Origin of the sequence: Paenibacillus doosanensis, assembly GCF_025060755.1 — a bacterium.
In the GTDB taxonomy this organism is placed as follows: Bacteria; Bacillota; Bacilli; order Paenibacillales; family NBRC-103111; genus Paenibacillus_S; species Paenibacillus_S doosanensis.
This window is the reverse complement of the sequence record NZ_JANYUY010000037.1, coordinates 58,295-76,144: the sequence shown is the minus strand read 5'-3', so window position 1 is coordinate 76,144 and position 17,850 is coordinate 58,295. Positions and strand designations below refer to the sequence as shown.

Annotated in this window: 18 protein-coding genes and 1 other annotated feature; of the genes, 8 read left to right on the top strand and 10 right to left on the bottom strand. The window is 50.8% G+C overall.

Annotated elements, in window-relative coordinates; translation table 11 throughout:
* Positions 1-264: 264 nt before the first annotated feature.
* The 4 genes from N0M98_RS22880 to rlmD all read right to left on the bottom strand — a co-directional run bounded on the left by N0M98_RS22880 (position 265) and on the right by rlmD (position 4,416).
* Positions 265-1,209, bottom strand: coding sequence for a nucleotidyl transferase AbiEii/AbiGii toxin family protein (locus N0M98_RS22880; RefSeq protein ID WP_249865875.1), 945 nt, complete (start codon positions 1,207-1,209; stop codon positions 265-267).
* Positions 1,210-1,986 (bottom strand): type IV toxin-antitoxin system AbiEi family antitoxin domain-containing protein, encoded by a 777-nt coding sequence (locus N0M98_RS22875; protein WP_249865874.1) that lies wholly within the window; start codon positions 1,984-1,986, stop codon positions 1,210-1,212.
* Between the two features lie 283 nt (positions 1,987-2,269).
* Entirely contained in the window at positions 2,270-2,818 is a 549-nt protein-coding gene (locus N0M98_RS22870; RefSeq protein ID WP_259619279.1) for a VanZ family protein, read from the bottom strand.
* 134 nt (positions 2,819-2,952) lie between these two features.
* Positions 2,953-4,416 carry a 23S rRNA (uracil(1939)-C(5))-methyltransferase RlmD gene (gene rlmD, locus N0M98_RS22865; protein WP_259619278.1) on the bottom strand — a complete coding sequence of 488 codons (1,464 nt, stop codon included), beginning with the start codon at positions 4,414-4,416 and terminating at the stop codon, positions 2,953-2,955.
* Positions 4,417-4,770: 354 nt separating this feature from the next.
* On the opposite strand from rlmD, the gene N0M98_RS22860 reads away from it, so the two are divergent.
* A complete protein-coding gene (locus N0M98_RS22860; protein ID WP_249865871.1) occupies positions 4,771-4,998 on the top strand; it encodes a hypothetical protein in 228 nt (75 codons plus the stop codon).
* A gap of 109 nt (positions 4,999-5,107) precedes the next feature.
* On the top strand, positions 5,108-6,868 hold the full coding sequence (locus N0M98_RS22855) for a B12-binding domain-containing radical SAM protein (RefSeq protein ID WP_249865870.1): 1,761 nt from the start codon (positions 5,108-5,110) through the stop codon (positions 6,866-6,868).
* A gap of 180 nt (positions 6,869-7,048) precedes the next feature.
* On the opposite strand, the gene N0M98_RS22850 is transcribed toward N0M98_RS22855, so the two are convergent.
* The 4 genes from N0M98_RS22850 to mnmL all read right to left on the bottom strand — a co-directional run bounded on the left by N0M98_RS22850 (position 7,049) and on the right by mnmL (position 10,263).
* Positions 7,049-8,014: a type I phosphomannose isomerase catalytic subunit gene (locus tag N0M98_RS22850; RefSeq protein ID WP_259619277.1), complete on the bottom strand. Its 966-nt coding sequence runs from the start codon at positions 8,012-8,014 to the stop codon at positions 7,049-7,051.
* A gap of 103 nt (positions 8,015-8,117) precedes the next feature.
* Positions 8,118-8,702: a tRNA 5-(aminomethyl)-2-thiouridylate-methyltransferase MnmM gene (gene mnmM, locus N0M98_RS22845; RefSeq protein WP_249865868.1), complete on the bottom strand. Its 585-nt coding sequence runs from the start codon at positions 8,700-8,702 to the stop codon at positions 8,118-8,120.
* Positions 8,703-8,735: 33 nt separating this feature from the next.
* Positions 8,736-9,281: a hypothetical protein gene (locus tag N0M98_RS22840; protein WP_259619276.1), complete on the bottom strand. Its 546-nt coding sequence runs from the start codon at positions 9,279-9,281 to the stop codon at positions 8,736-8,738.
* A 25-nt stretch (positions 9,282-9,306) separates the two neighbouring features.
* Positions 9,307-10,263 (bottom strand): tRNA modification radical SAM protein MnmL/YtqA, encoded by a 957-nt coding sequence (mnmL, locus tag N0M98_RS22835; protein ID WP_259619275.1) that lies wholly within the window; start codon positions 10,261-10,263, stop codon positions 9,307-9,309.
* 231 nt (positions 10,264-10,494) lie between these two features.
* On the opposite strand from mnmL, the gene N0M98_RS22830 reads away from it, so the two are divergent.
* Both N0M98_RS22830 and trmB read left to right on the top strand, forming a co-directional pair.
* Positions 10,495-11,052: a WGxxGxxG-CTERM domain-containing protein gene (locus tag N0M98_RS22830; protein WP_259619274.1), complete on the top strand. Its 558-nt coding sequence runs from the start codon at positions 10,495-10,497 to the stop codon at positions 11,050-11,052.
* 203 nt (positions 11,053-11,255) lie between these two features.
* Entirely contained in the window at positions 11,256-12,002 is a 747-nt protein-coding gene (gene trmB / locus N0M98_RS22825; RefSeq protein WP_249865864.1) for a tRNA (guanosine(46)-N7)-methyltransferase TrmB, read from the top strand.
* Positions 12,003-12,058: 56 nt separating this feature from the next.
* Here trmB and N0M98_RS22820 read toward each other — a convergent pair whose 3' ends face one another.
* Both N0M98_RS22820 and N0M98_RS22815 read right to left on the bottom strand, forming a co-directional pair.
* Positions 12,059-13,249, bottom strand: coding sequence for an MGDG synthase family glycosyltransferase (locus tag N0M98_RS22820; protein WP_249865863.1), 1,191 nt, complete (start codon positions 13,247-13,249; stop codon positions 12,059-12,061).
* 89 nt (positions 13,250-13,338) lie between these two features.
* Positions 13,339-13,866, bottom strand: coding sequence for a phosphatase PAP2 family protein (locus N0M98_RS22815; protein ID WP_259619273.1), 528 nt, complete (start codon positions 13,864-13,866; stop codon positions 13,339-13,341).
* A gap of 955 nt (positions 13,867-14,821) precedes the next feature.
* Between N0M98_RS22815 and N0M98_RS22810 the strand changes: the two genes are divergently transcribed.
* The 4 genes from N0M98_RS22810 (at position 14,822) to rplT (ending at position 17,562) form a co-directional block, all read left to right on the top strand.
* Positions 14,822-16,057 (top strand): glycosyltransferase family 2 protein, encoded by a 1,236-nt coding sequence (locus tag N0M98_RS22810; protein ID WP_249866314.1) that lies wholly within the window; start codon positions 14,822-14,824, stop codon positions 16,055-16,057.
* 62 nt (positions 16,058-16,119) lie between these two features.
* Positions 16,120-16,260: a sequence feature (ribosomal protein L20 leader region), on the top strand.
* Between the two features lie 109 nt (positions 16,261-16,369).
* On the top strand, positions 16,370-16,930 hold the full coding sequence (gene infC, locus N0M98_RS22805) for a translation initiation factor IF-3 (protein WP_249865861.1): 561 nt from the start codon (positions 16,370-16,372) through the stop codon (positions 16,928-16,930).
* 22 nt (positions 16,931-16,952) lie between these two features.
* Complete coding sequence (rpmI, locus tag N0M98_RS22800) at positions 16,953-17,156, top strand: 50S ribosomal protein L35 (protein WP_249865860.1); 204 nt, start codon at positions 16,953-16,955, stop codon at positions 17,154-17,156.
* A 46-nt stretch (positions 17,157-17,202) separates the two neighbouring features.
* Positions 17,203-17,562 (top strand): 50S ribosomal protein L20, encoded by a 360-nt coding sequence (gene rplT, locus N0M98_RS22795; RefSeq protein ID WP_259619272.1) that lies wholly within the window; start codon positions 17,203-17,205, stop codon positions 17,560-17,562.
* Positions 17,563-17,850 lie beyond the last annotated feature (288 nt).

Sequence of the window (17,850 nt, the reverse complement as noted above, 5' to 3'; positions counted from 1 at the left end):
TGTTGGCGCAGGCTCACATCCATGGGAAGCATCCTTTTCCTTTTCTGTGATACGGTCATTATATTCAGCAATTCTCGGACAGGCAATCCCGTCAGCAATTGGGCATTATCTTTCAGCGGCAACAGTTACTTAAATCAATGAAATGTTATGATACGATTGACGGAAAACCAGCCGCACTTCTTTGGGAAGAGCGGCTGGTTCTGCAATTCCTTGGGGGCGCAAGATTGGCTGTCCTCCCTTGAATCAGATCGAATGGGGAGTTCTTCACCCTTTGCTGGCTGCAGCAGTTTGGCGATTATTCCAACTTAAAGAGTGATGATCCCAGTTGCCAAAATACTCATTTTCATCCAGCACATGATCGTAAATCGGTTTGAGAAAGGTATGAATGAGTTCCATAACTTCTTGGAAAGTTGGCGAATAATCCGGTTGTAAATTCCTAATAAATGCATCCCACATAACAATTCTGCGTCTATCCTTATAAAACTCATCTGTGAAAACGACATGATCTCTTTCAATATGCGTGTTCCTTTGTCTAAATGTCGCAGATACAGCTTCGTACAAGCGAAGCCCTTCAAACGGGCTGGTACGAGCCAAAGTGTAGATATCAAAAAAGTCTTTCATTCGACTGTTCACTACGGAAAGCGATATCATCGCCTCGAGCTTTTCTGCAATAACAGAATCATTCGTGTATACCAATATTTCTGGCCTCACCATGTTAGGTAAAAGAACGGGGAAGTCTATGGTTTGCGGGCTAGGTACTATCACATCACCAAAACCAATATCGAGTTGTAATGTTTCCCTCATAGGGCCAAGTGAGCAAGGTATCTTGATCCGTACGCCTTCATAATCTGCATCTTCTTTAATGATTTCAGAAACGATTCGATCCGTGTGGAAAACAACTCCATCCTCAACATCATCAGGTAGCAACTGGCATATTGCACTAACGATATTGACCAATACAGCGGCATCTTTATTGATTTTATAACCTGAGAAATCCATATCTCTTGTTGGTCTGGATTTGAATTGTGTTACGGAATATAAGTACAATCCACCCTTGAGGACGAAATTATCCTTATAATTAGACATCGATAAGCGTTTTAAGAAGCGTTCTTGAAAATAAAGGATGGAGATGGTGTTGAACGCTTTGTTATTCTCTCTAGCAACGTTTTTTAGTCTATGGATGACTGAGGCAGCAACATTTGTGACCAATTATAGCACCTCGAGATAATTAGTTAGGATAGACTTTACTCTCATCTTACCTGCATATTTAAGCAGCTTGGCATAATTCCTTTTCCTGCTGGACGAGTAATTATTCAAGCTCTCCTTAACGACATTTGCGTCAAGTTTATTTCTATATTTTACTATATCACAAATGGTTCGCTCCAGATCGTATATTCTTATAACATGCCCTTCCTTATCAATCGTTTCAATTCCCATATCAAAGGTGTCATCATCATAAGAAAATAGCCGTATGGGTGGGTAATCTGGCAGTGAAGGTTTTCGCTCTTTTCGGGATATTGCAAAATTGTATTCACTTGGAGTGTAGGTAGTTAGTTCATGATGGGCAAGGGCTGAATATAGGCAAAGGACGCCTTTAGGTACAAAAAGAGCTGCTTCCACTATTTCGTCAATAATGTAACGTATATCTTTAAGAGCGTAAAGCCCGCGTTTAAGTTTGATAATCATACCCATTTCCTCAAGCTTGTTGAGCTGATAGTAATTAATATGATTTTTTTTAAGAATGGTTGCAGTGACAATCCCATTATATTTTTTAAAAACCTCTATGACATCCGGATAGATTATCGTCTCATTTTTTTTACTTTTGTCTTCAGCTGTAATAGCTGCTATAAGATCGTCAAGCTTATTGATATTGGGATTCCGACGAACCAGGTTGAAAAAATCTTCTTCGCGTAGACCAGCTTGGTTGAATGCATTCAACAACACTTGTTTTATATAATGAGAATCTATATCTTCCATGTTAGGCAAAACAACACCTCCTTTTTGCAAAAAAATGTACCCATGTAATAATAAGTGTATACGTTTATTGTGAAATAATTCCGTAATGAATTGATTTTTTTTAAACAAAAAGCACGCATATATTTAAAGGTGAATGCATTTTAAAAACACTTGTGGTTGGCTAAGCAAAGCATAACATACCCATATTAATCTGTATCTCGCCAAGAAGAGCCTTGGTACTGGGCACTCGGGCAAGCCATTTCCCGAGAAAGTAAAGTTTGAGGGGAACTTCTTGCCTATGCGTTAAAAATATTTAGAGGTGCAATCTCACCATAAATAATAAATATAATATAACAGGTAATCCGATAGCAGACAGTATTGTGATTGCAGTACTTACTTTTTTCTCATTTCGTAATACAAATAATAAAAACTTATACCCTAAAATACCAATTAATCCACCCAAACCATTTAAAATTATGTCATCAATGTCTGATGCTCCAATGCCTAAAATCCCCTGAATGATTTCGATCAACAAACTCACTAGGAAAATAAATAACAGATTGGTTAATACTCTTTTATTGTTTTTGAATAATGACACATAGGTGCCAAGAGGGATAAAGATAATTATATTGCCGCCCACGTTGGCAAAGGCGAAATTTTTTATAGTGACAGAGCTGCTAAATATATATTCCTTTATACTATGGAAGGGAATGAGATTGATTGACCTATCTACAGCGTTATGACTATCTAGCAAATCCGCAAGTGAAACTCTTGATAAGAGCAATAATTTAAATAAAAAAAGTAGGTAACATAGGAAAACACCATATAAAAAGACTGTTTGAATTCGGACTCGTGTATTCATACTACCTCCATTTTTCATTTCATCACTGCTTATTCTCCCAACCAAGCGGTTGATGTTCAGTATATTAACGCTTTTTGATGTCAAAAGAGGGACGTTCAGTCCCTCTTTACTTTTTCCGCCAATACATCTCCGATTTAATTGTCCTCACGCACTAACAGCGTGCAGCACTCCACATGCGACGTCTGCGGAAACATATCCACCGGCTGAATCCATTCCAGCCGGAAGCCGCTTTGGAGCAGCACCTGGCAATCCTTGGCCAGGGTGGACGGATTGCACGACACGTAGACGAGTCGTGCGGGCCTGGCGGCTGCGATCGCGCTGAGCAGCGCGCGGTCGCAGCCGGTGCGCGGCGGGTCGACAACGATTACGTCGGGGCGGACGCCGCGGTTCACCCATTCGGGCAGCAGCTTCTCCGCATGCCCGACGATAAACTCCGCGTTGTCCGCTCCGCTCAAACGCGCATTGCGGCGAGCATCCTCCACCGCCTCGGGGATGAGCTCGATGCCGCGCACTTCTCTGGCTTGGGGCGCCAGCCAGAGCCCGATCGTCCCGGTGCCGCAGTAGGCGTCGACGACGAGCTCCTTGCCGCTAAGCGCCGCGGCTTCCCGTACGGCGTCGTAGAGCTTGACCGTCTGCTCCGGATTAAGCTGGAAGAAGGCGCGCGGCGATAGCGAGAACCGCAGCTCGCCGAGCTGCTCGTCCAGCCGCTCGTCGCCCCATAAGATCCGGGTTTCGTCACCGAAGACAAGCGGCGTATCCGTATCGTTCACGTTATGGGCGATCGTCGCGACCATCGGCAGCTGTTTGCGGATTCGTTCGATCAGCTTGCTTTGGCTCGGCAGCCAAGGGGTCGCGGTAATCAGCGTCAGCTGCACTTGACCGGACTGCTTGCCGACGCGCGTCACAATCGTGCGGACGGTGCCTTTGCGCGTTCGTTCCTGGTACGGCATAATGTTCAGCTCGGTGAGAATCGCCTTCACCTTATTCGTGACTTCATTTAAAGCGGGGTGCTGAATCGGACAGCCGGAAATATCGACCAGACGGCGGCTGCCGGACGCGTACAGGCCCGTAACGAATTGCTCGCGCTGCCAACCGGCCTGCAGCTGCGCTTTATTGCGGTAGCCCCACGGGTTTTCCATGCCGATGATCGGGCGCAAGGGCAGCTCTGTGATCCGCGCGTAACGCTGAAACGCTTCGCGGACAAGCTCTTCCTTCGCGCGAAGCTGCGCGGGATACGTCATATGCTGAAGCTGGCAGCCCCCGCATTCCTCGAACAGAGAACAGGGCGGCTTTTGCCGGTCGGGAGACCGCTTTTCGATTTCGATCAGTTTGGCGGTCATATAGCTGGTTTCTGTCTTCAGCACATGGGCTTTGACAACTTCGCCGGGAAGGGCGCCATCGACAAAGACCGCCTTTTTTTTGTAATATCCAACGCCTTCTCCGTTAATGCCGATCCGCTTGATCGTAACAATAATCCGGTCTCCGGATTTGACGTCTTCGCCGCTTCCGGCGGCGTGTACAGGGCGTCCGGCCGAGGTGTTTTTTCCAGGGTAAGGCTTCTTGGCAGTGTTAAAGGGTTTTCCATTCCGGTTATTCATGAACAGGCTTCGCTCCGATTCCTTGGTTCTTATTCTGCTATTACTATATCATGAGCGGGCATAGGAAAGAAATGAATCCCCGGCAAGCGAGGGTTTGTATTGCGAGGGAAGACAGGCTCGTTCGATGGAATCAAGCATTATTTCGACAACAAGGAGTGTCCGCCGGCGGATGCTCTATTTTTTTGCATAAGACGCCATCCTTTTACATATATTTCAACGCATAAGGGAAGAATGAGGAGTGGATAACAAAATTGTAACCTTTTTTTAACGGTCCGTTTATGTTCCGCTAATCTTGTCTTAATGTTTGGGCGGTACGATAAGGATAAGAACGAAACGACAGAGAGGAAGAGAATAATGATTTTATATGAATTGGCCAAACGGCTGGAGCAGCGCCAGCAGCTGCAAAGAACGATTCGGCAATCGGCAGGGGACAGAGAACAGCTCATTTCGCAAAAAGCTCAAGTGGAAGAACAGCTGACCTCGCTCGCCAATATGTGGTCGGATACGCGGCATGATGAATGGGTGCCGGGAGCGCTTATAGCGGATGCGGATCAGATGGAACAGCAATCAACATGGTCATAGCGGGAAAATGGAATGGATATTTCGCACCGTTCCATTTTCTTTTTTTTGTGTTCAAATCGGTTTACGTGTAAAATAAAGTTATAAAAGCTAAGCAAATGAGGGTTTCGTAATGAAAGTTGTGCTGTCCACACTGAATGCCAAGTACATTCATACTTCTTTGGCGCTCCGTTATTTGAAAGCGTTCAGCGAAAAAGATTTCGATATCGATATCGCGGAATATACGATCAAGGACCCGGTGATGAACATCGTCTCCGATTTGTACCAAAAACGGCCCGATGTCGTCGGATTTTCCTGTTATATCTGGAACATCGAAGAGACAATCACGGTCGTCAGCATGCTGAAAAAAATTAATCCGCAGCTGCTCGTCGTGCTCGGAGGTCCCGAAGTCTCCTACGATACCGAGTATTGGATGAATCGGCTGCCCGAGGTCGATTTTATCGTGATGGGAGAAGGGGAAGAGACCTTCCACCACCTGCTGACGGAAATTACCGGCGACGCCAAGCTGTACAGCGTATTCGGCGCCGCTTACCGCAAGGGAGGAAAAGTCATTATCAATCCTCCGCGTCCGAAGCTGAAGATGGACGATATTCCTTCGCCGCACCGCTTTGCCGAGGATGTGCCGAGTCTGGCGAACCGCGTCGTTTACTTCGAGACGAGCCGGGGATGCCCGTTCAGCTGCCAGTTTTGCTTGTCTTCGATTGAAGTCGGAGTCCGCTATTTCGATATGGAACGGACCAAAAGTGATCTGACCTATTTAATCGATTCGGGTGCGAAGCTGATTAAGTTTGTAGACAGAACCTTCAATATTAAGCGCGATTACGCGATGGAAATATTCGAATTTCTGATCAATAACCACCGGGGCTGCGTATTTCAATTCGAAATTACGGCCGACATCATGCGTCCGGAAGTGCTCGATTACTTAGCGGAGCATGCGCCGCCGGGCATCTTCCGCTTCGAGATCGGCGTGCAGTCGACCAATGATATGACGAATAATCTCGTCAAACGGAGGCAAAACTTCGCCAAGCTGACCCGTACCGTAACCAAGGTGAAGGAGAGCGGCAAGATCGATCAGCATCTTGATTTGATCGCCGGCTTGCCCGAGGAAGATTACGGGTCGTTCCGCAAAACGTTCAACGATGTGTTCGAGCTGGGACCCGAGGAATTGCAGCTCGGCTTTCTCAAAATGCTGCGGGGCACCGGGATGAGAGCCGATGCGGAAAAATACGGCTACCTGTATATGGATCACGCGCCTTATGAGATATTGGGCAACAATATATTGCCATTTTCCGATCTGGTCCGAATTAAGCGGGTCGAGGACGTGCTGGAGAAATACTGGAACGCACACCGGATGGATCATACCGTCTCGTATTTGATACGCGAGCAATTCGTTTCGGCGTTCGACTTCTTTCAGGAATTCGGCGATTATTGGGAGTCGCGGGGGTGGCAGAAGATTGGGCATCAGCTTGAAGATCTGTTCACCCGATTGCATTCGTTCCTTATACATCGCGGAACCGAGGGGATGGAGAGGATCGAGGGCTTGATGAAGCTGGATTATTTCCTTGGTCACAAATACAAGCCGCGCAAAATATGGTGGGAGTACAAGTTGGACAAGGCGGAGCAGAACGCTTATTTCCGCCAGCTGGCGGAGCGTCCGGAGCTGGTTTCCGAAGGCTTTGCGCGGCTCCGCATCGGTGAGAAGGATTTGCACAAGCATGTGATGATAGAACGGCTTCCGTTCCGTCTCGATCAATATTTGGCCACAGGGGAAATGATCGGGGAAGAACAGCTTCTCATTATGTATTTTCCGCCGGATGCTTCGGGAAAGCCGCAATATTATACGACGGAGGCCGCAGCGCCTATGGCCCGTTAGGCTCAGGATGGTCGTACCAAATGGGGCTAAAGTTATATCAGGCTCGTCTCCTTTCGCCGGTTTTTGGCGGAGGAAGCGGGCTTTTTCTGTTAGTTTGCGAATGTTCATAAAAAAACAGCCGCTCCTTTAATAAAGGAACGGCTGACTTCAGATGTTCACCGGCGTACGGGCTCGCTCGGCTTAAGGCAAATAGCTGCGCAGCACGGTCATCGAGCCGGACAGCGTATATTGCCCCAGATTGGCGGGAATGAGATAGCATTCTCCGCGCTTGACGGCGATCGTGCCGTCCGCCCAGGACAGCTCGCCCGTACCGTCGCAAATAATATGAATGACGAAGCTGTCTCCGTTCGTATGCAGCTTCCACGGCCGATCGACTTGACCTTTCTCGGTAATGAAGAACGGCGATTCGGCCAAAGCCAGCCATTGATTAGCGGCCGCCAGATCGGTTTTCATATACGTCGCGCCGGAGCCTTCATAGGCAATGACATTCAGGGAGTCTTCGATATGCAGCTCTCGCGGCTTGCCGTCAAGTCCCATCCGGTTATAGTCGTACAGACGGTACGTACTGTCGGAGTTTTGCTGAATTTCGGCTACGAGGATGCCGGCTCCCAAGGCGTGCACCGTTCCTGCCGGGATATAGAAGGAATCTCCCGGCTCGACCGAAATTTCGCGCAGGCAGTCCAATACGCGGTTTTGAGCGATCGCCTCGGCGAGCTGCTCGCGCGTAACGCCTTCATTCAATCCATAGATGATTTTGGCGCCCGGCTTGGCGTCCAGCACGTACCACATCTCCGTCTTGCCGAGCTCGCCTTCAGGCAGCCGCTCATAGTGGTCGTTCGGATGTACTTGAACGGACAGATCGTCCTGACAATCGAGCAGCTTGATCAGCAGCGGAAAGCGGCCGTTCTTCTCGGAGAAGCCTTTGCTGCCGAAAATTTCGCGGCCGTATTGCTCCCGAATTTGATCGAGCCCGAGACCGGCCCATTCTCCATTTGCGACTTTGGTCGTGCCGTTAGGGTGATCGCCGATCATCCAGCCTTCCCCGATCGGGCCGTCAGGAAGCTCAAGTCCGAACTGCTCCAGCGCCCGGCCTCCCCAGACGCGTTCTTTCATTTCCGGTTGAAATAATAAAGGATACGGTTTCAAGCGTTGTTCCTGCCTTCCTGTTATTCATTTTGCCGGCAAGCGCTTCGCCAGTACGAATGCGCCGCGGATACGCTTGTCCGGCCAGTTTAATTAGGTCATTATATCAATGCAGCCGTTTTTTTTCTACCGCTATCAAATAAGGCGGGTGATTGTCCCGGTTAATAAACCGATATTCAAGCGCCTGAAATTGCTGCTGCGGCAGCTGCTGCGCCCAGAGCTGGACTGCCGCAGCTTCATGCTCTCCGCCTTCGTGTCCCGTATACAATGCGATAGTCAAAATGCCGCCTTGCCGCAACAGCTCCAGCGCCGAGTCGAGAGCGGGGAGCGTCGATTCCGGCGTCGTTATGGTGGATTCGTCCGCTCCTGGCAAATACCCGAGATTAAACATGACAGCGCCGACTTGTCCGTGCGCCGATTCCGGCAGCTGTGTTTTCAGCATCGCATGGCTGCACAGATGAAAATGAACGGGAGCGGGGCCGGTCAGCTCTTTGGCCAGTCTTCGCCTTGTCTGCTCCAGAGCGTGCTCCTGAATATCGAAGACATGCACGCTGCCGGCAGCTCCTACACATTTAGCTAAAAAAACCGTGTCCACCCCGTTGCCCGCCGTAGCGTCTACGACGGTTTCTCCCGGGGCGACACGTTCCTGAATCAGTTTATGAGCGAAGCTTAAAATGGATAAGAAACCCATACAATGATTGCCTCCGTTGCTAACAGCTAGTGATTAACCGCCGCCGAACTTGGGCGGCGTGAAAGGGTCTTGCACGGCGGGAGCCGGCGCCTTCGCCGGCTCCTGCATGCCCGTCTGCGGCTTCGCGGGCGCCGCAGGTGCGGTCGGCTCCGGCGCCTTCGCGGGCGCCGACGGTTGCGGCAGCGTCGACGCAGGCAGCTGCTTCTGCGGCGCCGGCGATGGCGTCGGCTTCGGCGTCGCTGTCGGCGCGGGCGTATTCGCCGCGCCCGCCGATTCCGCTTGCGGCGCGGCCGAAGCCGCTGAGACGCCGCCCTTCGCCTCGGCGCTCCCCGGCGCCGCGGGCTCGCTCGCCGCCGGCGCACCGGTGGCGTCTCCACCGCCAGGGGCGGTCCCGGTATCGGACGGCTTCGCCTCCGCGTCCGTGTCCGCGCCCGCCTGCGGCGGTGTGAGCAGCCCGCCCGCCTCGGGCGTCGCGGGCGCAGGGCTGTTTTGCGGCGGCGATTCCTCGCCGCAGCCCGAGAGCATGGCTAGCGCGAGCAGCGCCGCCATCCAGGATGACGTTCTTCTCCTCTTTTTCATAGAAGTTCACTCCTTCCGGTTCGGGTTAGGCCGGACTCCACTTCTTCCCTTGCCACGTATCGCGCAGCCGGAGCTCCTGATCGAAAGCGTTCAGGACTTCCCATTTTTTTAGACTCCACATAGGACCGATGAGCAGATCCCTCGGAGCGTCCCCGGTCAAACGATGGACGATCATCTCGGGAGGCAGTGTTTCCAGCGTGTCGACCACGAGCTTGACGTACTCGTCCTTTTCCAGAAACTGCAGCAGACCGGCTTCATACTGCTTGACCATAGGCGTTTTGCGCATCAGGTGAAGCAGATGAATTTTAATTCCCTGCACGTCCATCTTGGAGACGGCGCGGCCGGTTTCCAGCATCATCTCATGCGTTTCCCCAGGCAAACCGTAAATAATATGGGCGCAGGTTCTAATGTTATGCTTGCGAAGCTTGGCCACCGCATCCAGATAGCATTGGGTATCGTGAGCCCGGTTGATCAATTGCGACGTCGATTCGTGGATCGTCTGCAATCCCATTTCCACCCATAAATACGTTCTTTCGTTCAATTCGGCCAAATATTCGACGACATCGTCGGGCAAGCAATCCGGGCGCGTAGCGATGGATAGGCCGACCACGCCGGGCTGCTGCAAAATGACTTCATAATATTCCCTCAATTCCTCGACGGGAGCGTACGTATTGGTGTAAGCCTGGAAATAGCCGATATATTTCGCATCGGGCCATTTCTTATGCTGCAGATCGCGGATCGTATTGAATTGGGTTACCAGATCGTCGCGGCGGCTGCCCGCGAAATCGCCCGAGCCGCGGGCGCTGCAGAACGTACAGCCTCCCGCCGCTATCGATCCGTCGCGGTTCGGGCAAGTAAATCCGGCGTCCAGCATGACCTTGAAAACCTTGGTGCCGAATTGGCGGCGCATTTCTGCATTCCATGTATGAAAACGTTTATCTCCCCATGAGGACGGCATAGGAGCATGTTCGACTTGCTTCATCTATATAAGACTCCTTTTTAGCTTCAATTATTTACCGGCCGAATTCAAGAATGAATGGGTGAAAGCGGCTTGGCCCGCGGTTTCCCCACCTTTATTTTAACGTAAAAACCGGCCCTTTGCGAATTTTTCCTTGACAAAAGCTCCTATTCGAAGCGAAGGATATTTGACGTCGCCGACGACCATGCTATAGGTGCACCAACATTACAAGCAGCGAAGGGAGATCACTAAACCATGAACAAGTTTAGCAAAACCGTGTTGGCTCTGGCTTTGACGGCTTCGTTGGGATTTGGCGGCGCACAAGCATTTGCCGAATCCGGAACGACAACTTCTTCCTCCTACGGCACGACTGGCACGGGAACTTACGGCACAACCGGTACGGGGACGTACGGCACCGGTACGACGACGCAAACTGCAGGTAACTACGGCACTTATAATGTCGATACTACCAACACGACGGGCATGACTTCCACCGGGACCGGAACAACGGGTACTACCGGAACAACCGGAACGACTTCCACTTACGGAACCAACGGAACGACAACAACCGATACGACGACACGCAATTACGGCAACAACCTGCTGAACCGGATGAATACGTACGGCAATACGTATGATAATAATACGTACAAACCGTACGGCTACGGCGGTAACTACGATACGTACAGTTATCGCGCCAATGCCGATACGACGACAAGAACCGGCTCCGGCTGGGGCTGGCTGGGCTTGCTCGGTCTGATCGGTCTTGCCGGATTGCGCAGCAATAACCGCCGCGAAGTCGACGAGCGTTAATCGGGTTTGAGCAGCCGCATTTGGCAGCCGGAGCTCGCAAAGCTTGAATGGCCGGCTGATTGAAGTGTAACAACTTGTCATGATGTCGGAAAAAGTCGGCTTGCAGGCAGATTATTGCCCGGGCCGACCTTTTCTTTAGGAGCGATTCAGAGTATAATCGTCACTGAACTATAACGATCATGCAGTTGTTTTGGAGGATGACTATGCGTTTACGTGGCCGGAAAGGTATCAGGGAAGCATTAGAGGCACAGCCGGATCTTATCATATTAAATCCAGCTGCTTATAAAGGCAAATGGAAGGAATTGTTCGGCAATGACAGGCCGATTCATGTCGAACTTGGTATGGGGAAAGGACGCTTTATTAGCCAGCTTAGCTCCTTGAATCCCGATATTAATTACATAGGCGTGGATATGTATGATGAACTGATGCGCAGAGCGGCGGAGAAAGCGCAGCACTCCCGCGAGGAAAACGGCGGCTCCCTGGATAATTTGAAGCTTGCCTTGTTTAATATTGAAAAAATTGAAGAGATTTTCGACTCCAACGAGCTCGAACGCGTTTATTTGAACTTCAGCGATCCGTGGCCCAAGAAACGCCATGCGCGCCGCCGGCTGACTCATTTCGGCTTCGTTCGCAAATATATCGATATTTTGAACGATGACGGGCAAATCCACTTTAAGACGGATTCCAGATCGCTCTTTGAATTCTCGTTGAATTCTTTTGCCGATATGGGTCTTCGAATGCGCAATATTTCGCTCGATCTTCATGCTGACGGTCCCCGCACCGATCTGGTCATGACGGAATATGAAACGAAGTTTCACGAAAAGGGAATGAACATTTACCGCGTCGAAGTCGTGATCGGGCAAAATGCGCTGAACACGCATCTGCATCAACTGGAGCTGCAGGAGAAGCGCGACAGCGAAGAGCTTAAGAAAGAGACTCCGGAAGATTAAACATAATGTGGAAGCTTGCAGCAAAGCAAGCCAGGCCTACAGTCGGCCCGGCTTGCTTATTTGCTTTGCAGCTCCAAGCTGGTCTGCAGCTCGATGCTTGCCGGTTTGGAAGACTCGATGAACCCTCTGGAGCGCTGCAAAATATCCATAATCGCGTGGATCGAGTTCATCGGATTGTAGCCGCTCGTTTGCGGATTTAAGCGAATGCGGCGTTTTTGCATATCGGGATAACGGCTGATCAGCAGCTTGAACCAATATTCGATCGTTTCCTCCGATCGGATCTGTTCGCCGAATCCGTGTTCGGTGAAATACTGCAGATTTTCTTCCTCCTGCCCCGGAATAGGCTTGTAGAACAGCATGGGAATCCCTTTGGCCAGCGCTTCCGTACAAGTCATTCCGCCGGGCTTGGTAATGAGCAGATCCGACACGTCCATCCATTTGTCGACTTCTTTGGTGAACCCCAGCAGCCGAATGTTTTCGTGCCGGAAGCGCTCGTCTTCGGACAGCGCCTGCAGCGCCTTCTCGTTGTTCCCGAGGCAGAGGATCAGTTGAATGCGATCCCGCCAACGCGTAAAATGCTGCAGAAACGGCTCGCTGTCCATAAGCCCCCAGCCGCCCCCCATTATCAGCACGGTTGGCATTGCCTTCAGCCGGAAGCGCGTCCGCAGCTCCTCGCGGTTATGCGGCTCCCAGAAGTTGGGGTGGACGGGGATTCCCGTCACCTCCACACTGTCGGCCGCGACGCCGCGTGCGAGCAGCTGCCGCTTCACATCGGGAGTCGATACCAGATATTTGTTCACTTCCGGACTAACCCAGGTACCGTGAGCATCATAATCGGTAATGACGGTGCACAAAGGGACGTTCAGACCGGTTCGCTTCAGCCGGGAGATGACGGCACTTGGGAACGGGTGTGTGCAGACGACCGTATCGGGACGCAGCTGCGCGATGACTTCGGCCGCATGAGCATAGAAAATCCGGTGCAGCGCGAGCCGGGTGAAGCGGTTTAAAGATTTCTTATGTTTGTATCGGTACATCATTCCGTACAGCTTGGGCTGCGATGTAACGGTCTTGCGGTAAGCGGTAAAAATCCAGGGAGCCAGCGTTGGATGGAGAAAAGAGCCGAGCTCCAAAACTCGCGTCTGGATATCGGGCGACAGCATGCGAAGGCCTCGGGAAAGGGCGTGAGCGGCTTGAGTATGTCCGGCTCCGAAGCCTTCGGATAATAGCAAGACCCTTTTTTTACGCATAGCGCTTCACCATACCTTGTGACAATGGATTTTCCAACAAATAACGCATTGCCGCCGCTATCCCCGGATCAAACCGGACCGCAAGGCTGTCAGCCGATAAAAGGAGCGGTGGCCCAAGCCGCGGCTGCGGCGATGAGCAGGCCCGCCAAGCAGTCGGATGGATAGTGCAGTCCTAAATATATACGCGACAAGCCAACAAAGAATGCAACAGGAAGTAAAATAGGACTAAGCCACGGCAGCGCGTAAGCAATAGGAAGCGCAATGGCGAAGCAGGCCGTCGTATGGCCCGACGGGAAAGAATGATCGGTCAGCGGATTTTTGCATGTATGAATGCCGGGAAGATCAAGATAAGGGCGAAGCCGCGGGTAGACCCGTTTCATAACGGCTACCGGAATGTGACTAAGCGCAAGCGTTGCGCAGCAATGCAGGCCGATCCACTGCAGGCTGCCCGAACCGAACAAGCTTAAGGAAAGAGCGGCGGCGATCGTAAACGCGGCACCGCCTAGATGGGTTGCGGCATGAAACAAAACGTTCAGCGCGGAATGCCGGAGCCGGCGGTTCATCCAATAAAACACGCGTCGCTCGCGCTGCTGCAGCCATGAGAAAACCCGGCTCATGAACGTAGGCCTCCTTCAAGAAAAATGGGATAAGCTGTCCTTGTAACGCATATACATATTGTAATCCGCAATTGTTAATGGAATATCAAATGAATACTAAATCTGCTGCACCACAGGACGCGTTCGCTCATCTTTGATCGGCTCGGACAGAGGCTTTTTCATATAATTTCCTTTTATTATATCCGGAATCCCCGGCAGCTATCCCTGACCCGGCCTCTGCGCCGATCGGCTTAAGGCATTAACGAAAGACCGCTGTCGACCCGGCCCGAATGAAGAAGAATTGCGGCGAAGCCCGATGGGTATTTCGCCCTGTTTTCATGGGAGGAGCCGTATAGGAGGCTAGCAGGGAATTGCAGCAGCGCGAGCGGGTATTCGCCGCATTCGACGAGTTTCGGGAACGCTCTTTCTTAAGGGCCCGAGCGGTGAGGGCGGAACGCGAGAAACCGGGAAAGTCCTGCGGCAGCAGCGGATTCGCATGGCAATCGGCAGATTCTTCCGAATTTGTACACACTGTGGAATTGTTGTATCATAGTGGGGGATACCGTTCCCGGCGGCCGGTAAACGGCCGTTATACAGCATGGAGCAGTCGTGAGATTTCGTCTCTTAGAGAGACCGTACATTACGGTAGGGAGGTGCTGTGCAATCAGGACGCGTCGTAGAGAATGAGTGCGTTCGCCATACAACGCAATGAAAAATATAAAAACGCTGATAATCGATGAAAATAAGTCGTAAACGGTTGGTTGGCAAAGAGCTTTGCCCCAATTGCCCTGATTTTCACCGTATATTTCAGAGATCTGACTTAAAGGGGCTTACAGCAGCTTTTGACAAAACGGGGTAAAGAGAGGAAAATCATATTCGGCTACCCACACAAATCCAAAAGAGACCATCGAAGTTGATAACTATAGAGTAGAGAGAGATAGAAGACTTTGGGGTACATACAAAAGGGGGATTTATGATGCTGGACAATGTTTTACTGGCGATTCAGATTGTCTTGGCCCTCGTAGGAGGATATCAGCTGTTTTTGACATGCTTCGGCTGGTTCCGCCGCAAGGACAAAGCGCAGCATGCGCCGCAAAAATCGTTTGCCATACTGGTTGCGGCCCATAACGAAGAGCAAGTCGTCGGAGCGCTGATCGACAATTTGAAAAACCTGGATTATCCGAAAGAAATGTACGATATTTTCGTGATTTGCGATAATTGCTCGGACCAAACCGCGCAAATTTCCCGCAGCATGGGAGTATACGCCTGCGAGCGCAACAATCCTAAGTTGAGAGGGAAAGGTTATGCGATCGAGTGGATGCTGAAGGAGCTTTGGAAGATGCCCCGCAGCTACGATGCGGTCGTCATGTTCGACGCGGACAATCTGGTCAACCCGGATTATTTGAAGCATATGAACAACGATTTGTGCAACGGCTCCAAGGTCATCCAAGCTTATCTGGATACGAAGAATCCGAACGACTCCTGGATTACCGCGGCTTATGCGGTCACTTATTGGTATTGCAACCGTCTGTGGCAGCTGCCCCGCGAAAACCTCGGCTTGGCCAACTTCCTGGGCGGAACGGGCATGTGCTTTGAAACCGGTCTGCTGAAGGAGATCGGCTGGGGCGCGACGAGCCTCGTCGAGGATTTGGAGTTTACAATGCGCTGCGTGCAGCGCGGAATTAATCCTACGTTCAATTACGATGCCAAGGTGTACGACGAGAAGCCGCTCACCTTCAAAGCTTCGGCAAGACAGCGTCTGAGATGGATGCAAGGCCATTTCGACGTGGCGCGCCGTTACTTCTTCCCGCTGTTTCTGAAAGGGCTGAAGGAAGGAAGCTGGGCGAAGATCGACACCGCCGTCTACGCGCTGAACGTGTACGTCGTGCTGATCGGTTCCGTCGTTACGCTCGCTTTGTGGATCGATATGATGATGCCGGGCATGCATTCCTTGCGCTCTTTGTTCGATTACGCGCCGAACTTGTTCATGGTCGTCGGGATCTTGAGCTACATTCAGTTTCCGCTGGCGCTCATCATCGAGAAGGCATCTTGGAAAACTTGGCTTTACCTGATTACCTTCCCGGTATTCATGCTATCCTGGTGGCCGATTACCGTCTATGCGTTCTTCACGCAAAATAACAAGCAGTGGAGCCACACTGAGCATACGCGGGTTATTCGTCTGGAGGACGTGCAAAGCAAGCAGGTTAGCTGATTCTCGCGGTCGATATAGGCCGGCAGTTGACTTATCGGTTCGCATTATGGTATGATACTTTGGTGCAAAAGAAGAAGCGTCCGCTTCTCACCTGACCGACCTTGGGTTGGCTGGTTATAAGCTAGAGTGAATAGGGAATGGAATTCAATCACTTGAAACTTTACCGGACGTGGGCGCTTGTGCCCGCGTCTTTCTTATTTTAGCGCATAGGAGCTTCAAAGTCGGCTTGAGTTGCAACCGCGGCCGGCCGGGTTCCTATTAGCGATAAAACTTCCGCCCAAGCGGTCGCTCTTGGAAGGCGTCGTACCCGACGTGTTTCACACACATTCTCACAATCCATTTTGGAGGTGGCAGGTTATTAGTACAGAACATTTAATTAACGATGAGATTCGGGCGAAGGAAGTTCGTCTGATCGGTGCAGATGGAGAACAGCTCGGCATTAAGCCGATCCGCGAAGCGCTGCAAATCGCTGCGGACGCAAGCTTGGACTTGGTCAATGTTGCCCCAACGGCGAAGCCGCCGGTGTGCCGGATTATGGATTACGGGAAATACCGCTATGAAATGCAGAAGAAAGAAAAAGAAGCCCGTAAAAACCAAAAAGTCATCGAAATTAAAGAAGTTCGCCTGAGCGCCACGATCGATGAGCACGACTTCCAAACGAAGCAGCGCAACGTCGTGAAGTTTTTGAATGACGGCGACAAGGTGAAACTCAGTGTGCGTTTCCGCGGTCGTGAGATCGCCCATGCGAGCATCGGACAAAAGGTGCTTGAGCGGATGGCCACGGAAGTGGAGGAGCTGTGCATCGTTGAGCGCAGACCGAAGCTGGAAGGCCGCAGCATGATCATGATTTTATCGCCGAAACAGCAAGCATAATTTATAAGGAGGACTACACGTCATGCCAAAAATGAAAACACATAGCAGCTTGAAAGGCCGTTTCAAGATTACAGGTACCGGCAAAGTGAAAAGATACAAAGCTTACAGAAACCACTTGTTGTCCGGCAAATCCGCTCGTCAAAAGCGCGTGCTGGCTTCGAATCCGGTTATGGCTGCGGGCGACGTAAGACGCTTGAAACAGCAACTGGCTAACATCAAAGGTTAATTCTCATAAGCACATTATTCTACTTAAACTTTGGAGGTAATGAATCATGGCAAGAGTAAAGGGCGGGTTCGTAACTCGTCGTCGTCATAAAAAGATTTTGAAATTGGCTAAAGGCTACTTCGGTTCCAAACACCGTTTATTTAAAACAGCAAATGCGCAAGTGATGAAGTCCTTGTTGTACGCATACCGTGACCGCCGTCAAAAGAAACGCGATTTCCGCAAATTGTGGATCACTCGTATCAACGCAGCGGCTCGCATGAACGGCTTGTCCTACAGCAAATTCATGCACGGCTTGAAATTGTCCGGCATTGAAGTAAACCGTAAGATCCTCGCCGATCTGGCCGTAAACGACATCAACGCGTTCAACGACCTGGCTACAGTAGCCAAACAGAAAGTAAATGCGTAACTAAAACAATAAAGATCACGTACCCTGAATGTGAATTCGGCGGTAGGTGATCTTTTTTTATTGTTTAGGAAATGATGCGCAGCAATTTCCTGTGGATATCCGGGGGCTCCCCCGAAAGTAATGTCTAACCATAGAACGATCCCGGCGGATTGGTTAGACGCCGATCCAGCCGAAGCTGGATGCGGACGGAATAAGCTTCAGAGCATCACGTCACTACCCTGGAAATTACTCTTGGTACCCCATTTCCATTGTCTGTGGTGCCGCGTAGCGGCATGGATGGCTTTTGGG

What these genes read in the sequence shown, in the direction of transcription:
- N0M98_RS22870 (WP_259619279.1), bottom strand. Translation starts at nt 2,818, where the DNA reads ATGAATACACGAGTCCGAATTCAAACAGTCTTTTTATATGGTGTTTTC.
- rlmD (WP_259619278.1), bottom strand. Translation starts at nt 4,416, where the DNA reads ATGAATAACCGGAATGGAAAACCCTTTAACACTGCCAAGAAGCCTTAC.
- N0M98_RS22860 (WP_249865871.1), top strand. Translation starts at nt 4,771, where the DNA reads ATGATTTTATATGAATTGGCCAAACGGCTGGAGCAGCGCCAGCAGCTG.
- N0M98_RS22855 (WP_249865870.1), top strand. Translation starts at nt 5,108, where the DNA reads ATGAAAGTTGTGCTGTCCACACTGAATGCCAAGTACATTCATACTTCT.
- mnmM (WP_249865868.1), bottom strand. Translation starts at nt 8,702, where the DNA reads ATGGGTTTCTTATCCATTTTAAGCTTCGCTCATAAACTGATTCAGGAA.
- N0M98_RS22840 (WP_259619276.1), bottom strand. Translation starts at nt 9,281, where the DNA reads ATGAAAAAGAGGAGAAGAACGTCATCCTGGATGGCGGCGCTGCTCGCG.
- mnmL (WP_259619275.1), bottom strand. Translation starts at nt 10,263, where the DNA reads ATGAAGCAAGTCGAACATGCTCCTATGCCGTCCTCATGGGGAGATAAA.
- N0M98_RS22830 (WP_259619274.1), top strand. Translation starts at nt 10,495, where the DNA reads ATGAACAAGTTTAGCAAAACCGTGTTGGCTCTGGCTTTGACGGCTTCG.
- trmB (WP_249865864.1), top strand. Translation starts at nt 11,256, where the DNA reads ATGCGTTTACGTGGCCGGAAAGGTATCAGGGAAGCATTAGAGGCACAG.
- N0M98_RS22820 (WP_249865863.1), bottom strand. Translation starts at nt 13,249, where the DNA reads ATGCGTAAAAAAAGGGTCTTGCTATTATCCGAAGGCTTCGGAGCCGGA.
- N0M98_RS22815 (WP_259619273.1), bottom strand. Translation starts at nt 13,866, where the DNA reads ATGAGCCGGGTTTTCTCATGGCTGCAGCAGCGCGAGCGACGCGTGTTT.
- N0M98_RS22810 (WP_249866314.1), top strand. Translation starts at nt 14,822, where the DNA reads ATGCTGGACAATGTTTTACTGGCGATTCAGATTGTCTTGGCCCTCGTA.
- rpmI (WP_249865860.1), top strand. Translation starts at nt 16,953, where the DNA reads ATGCCAAAAATGAAAACACATAGCAGCTTGAAAGGCCGTTTCAAGATT.
- rplT (WP_259619272.1), top strand. Translation starts at nt 17,203, where the DNA reads ATGGCAAGAGTAAAGGGCGGGTTCGTAACTCGTCGTCGTCATAAAAAG.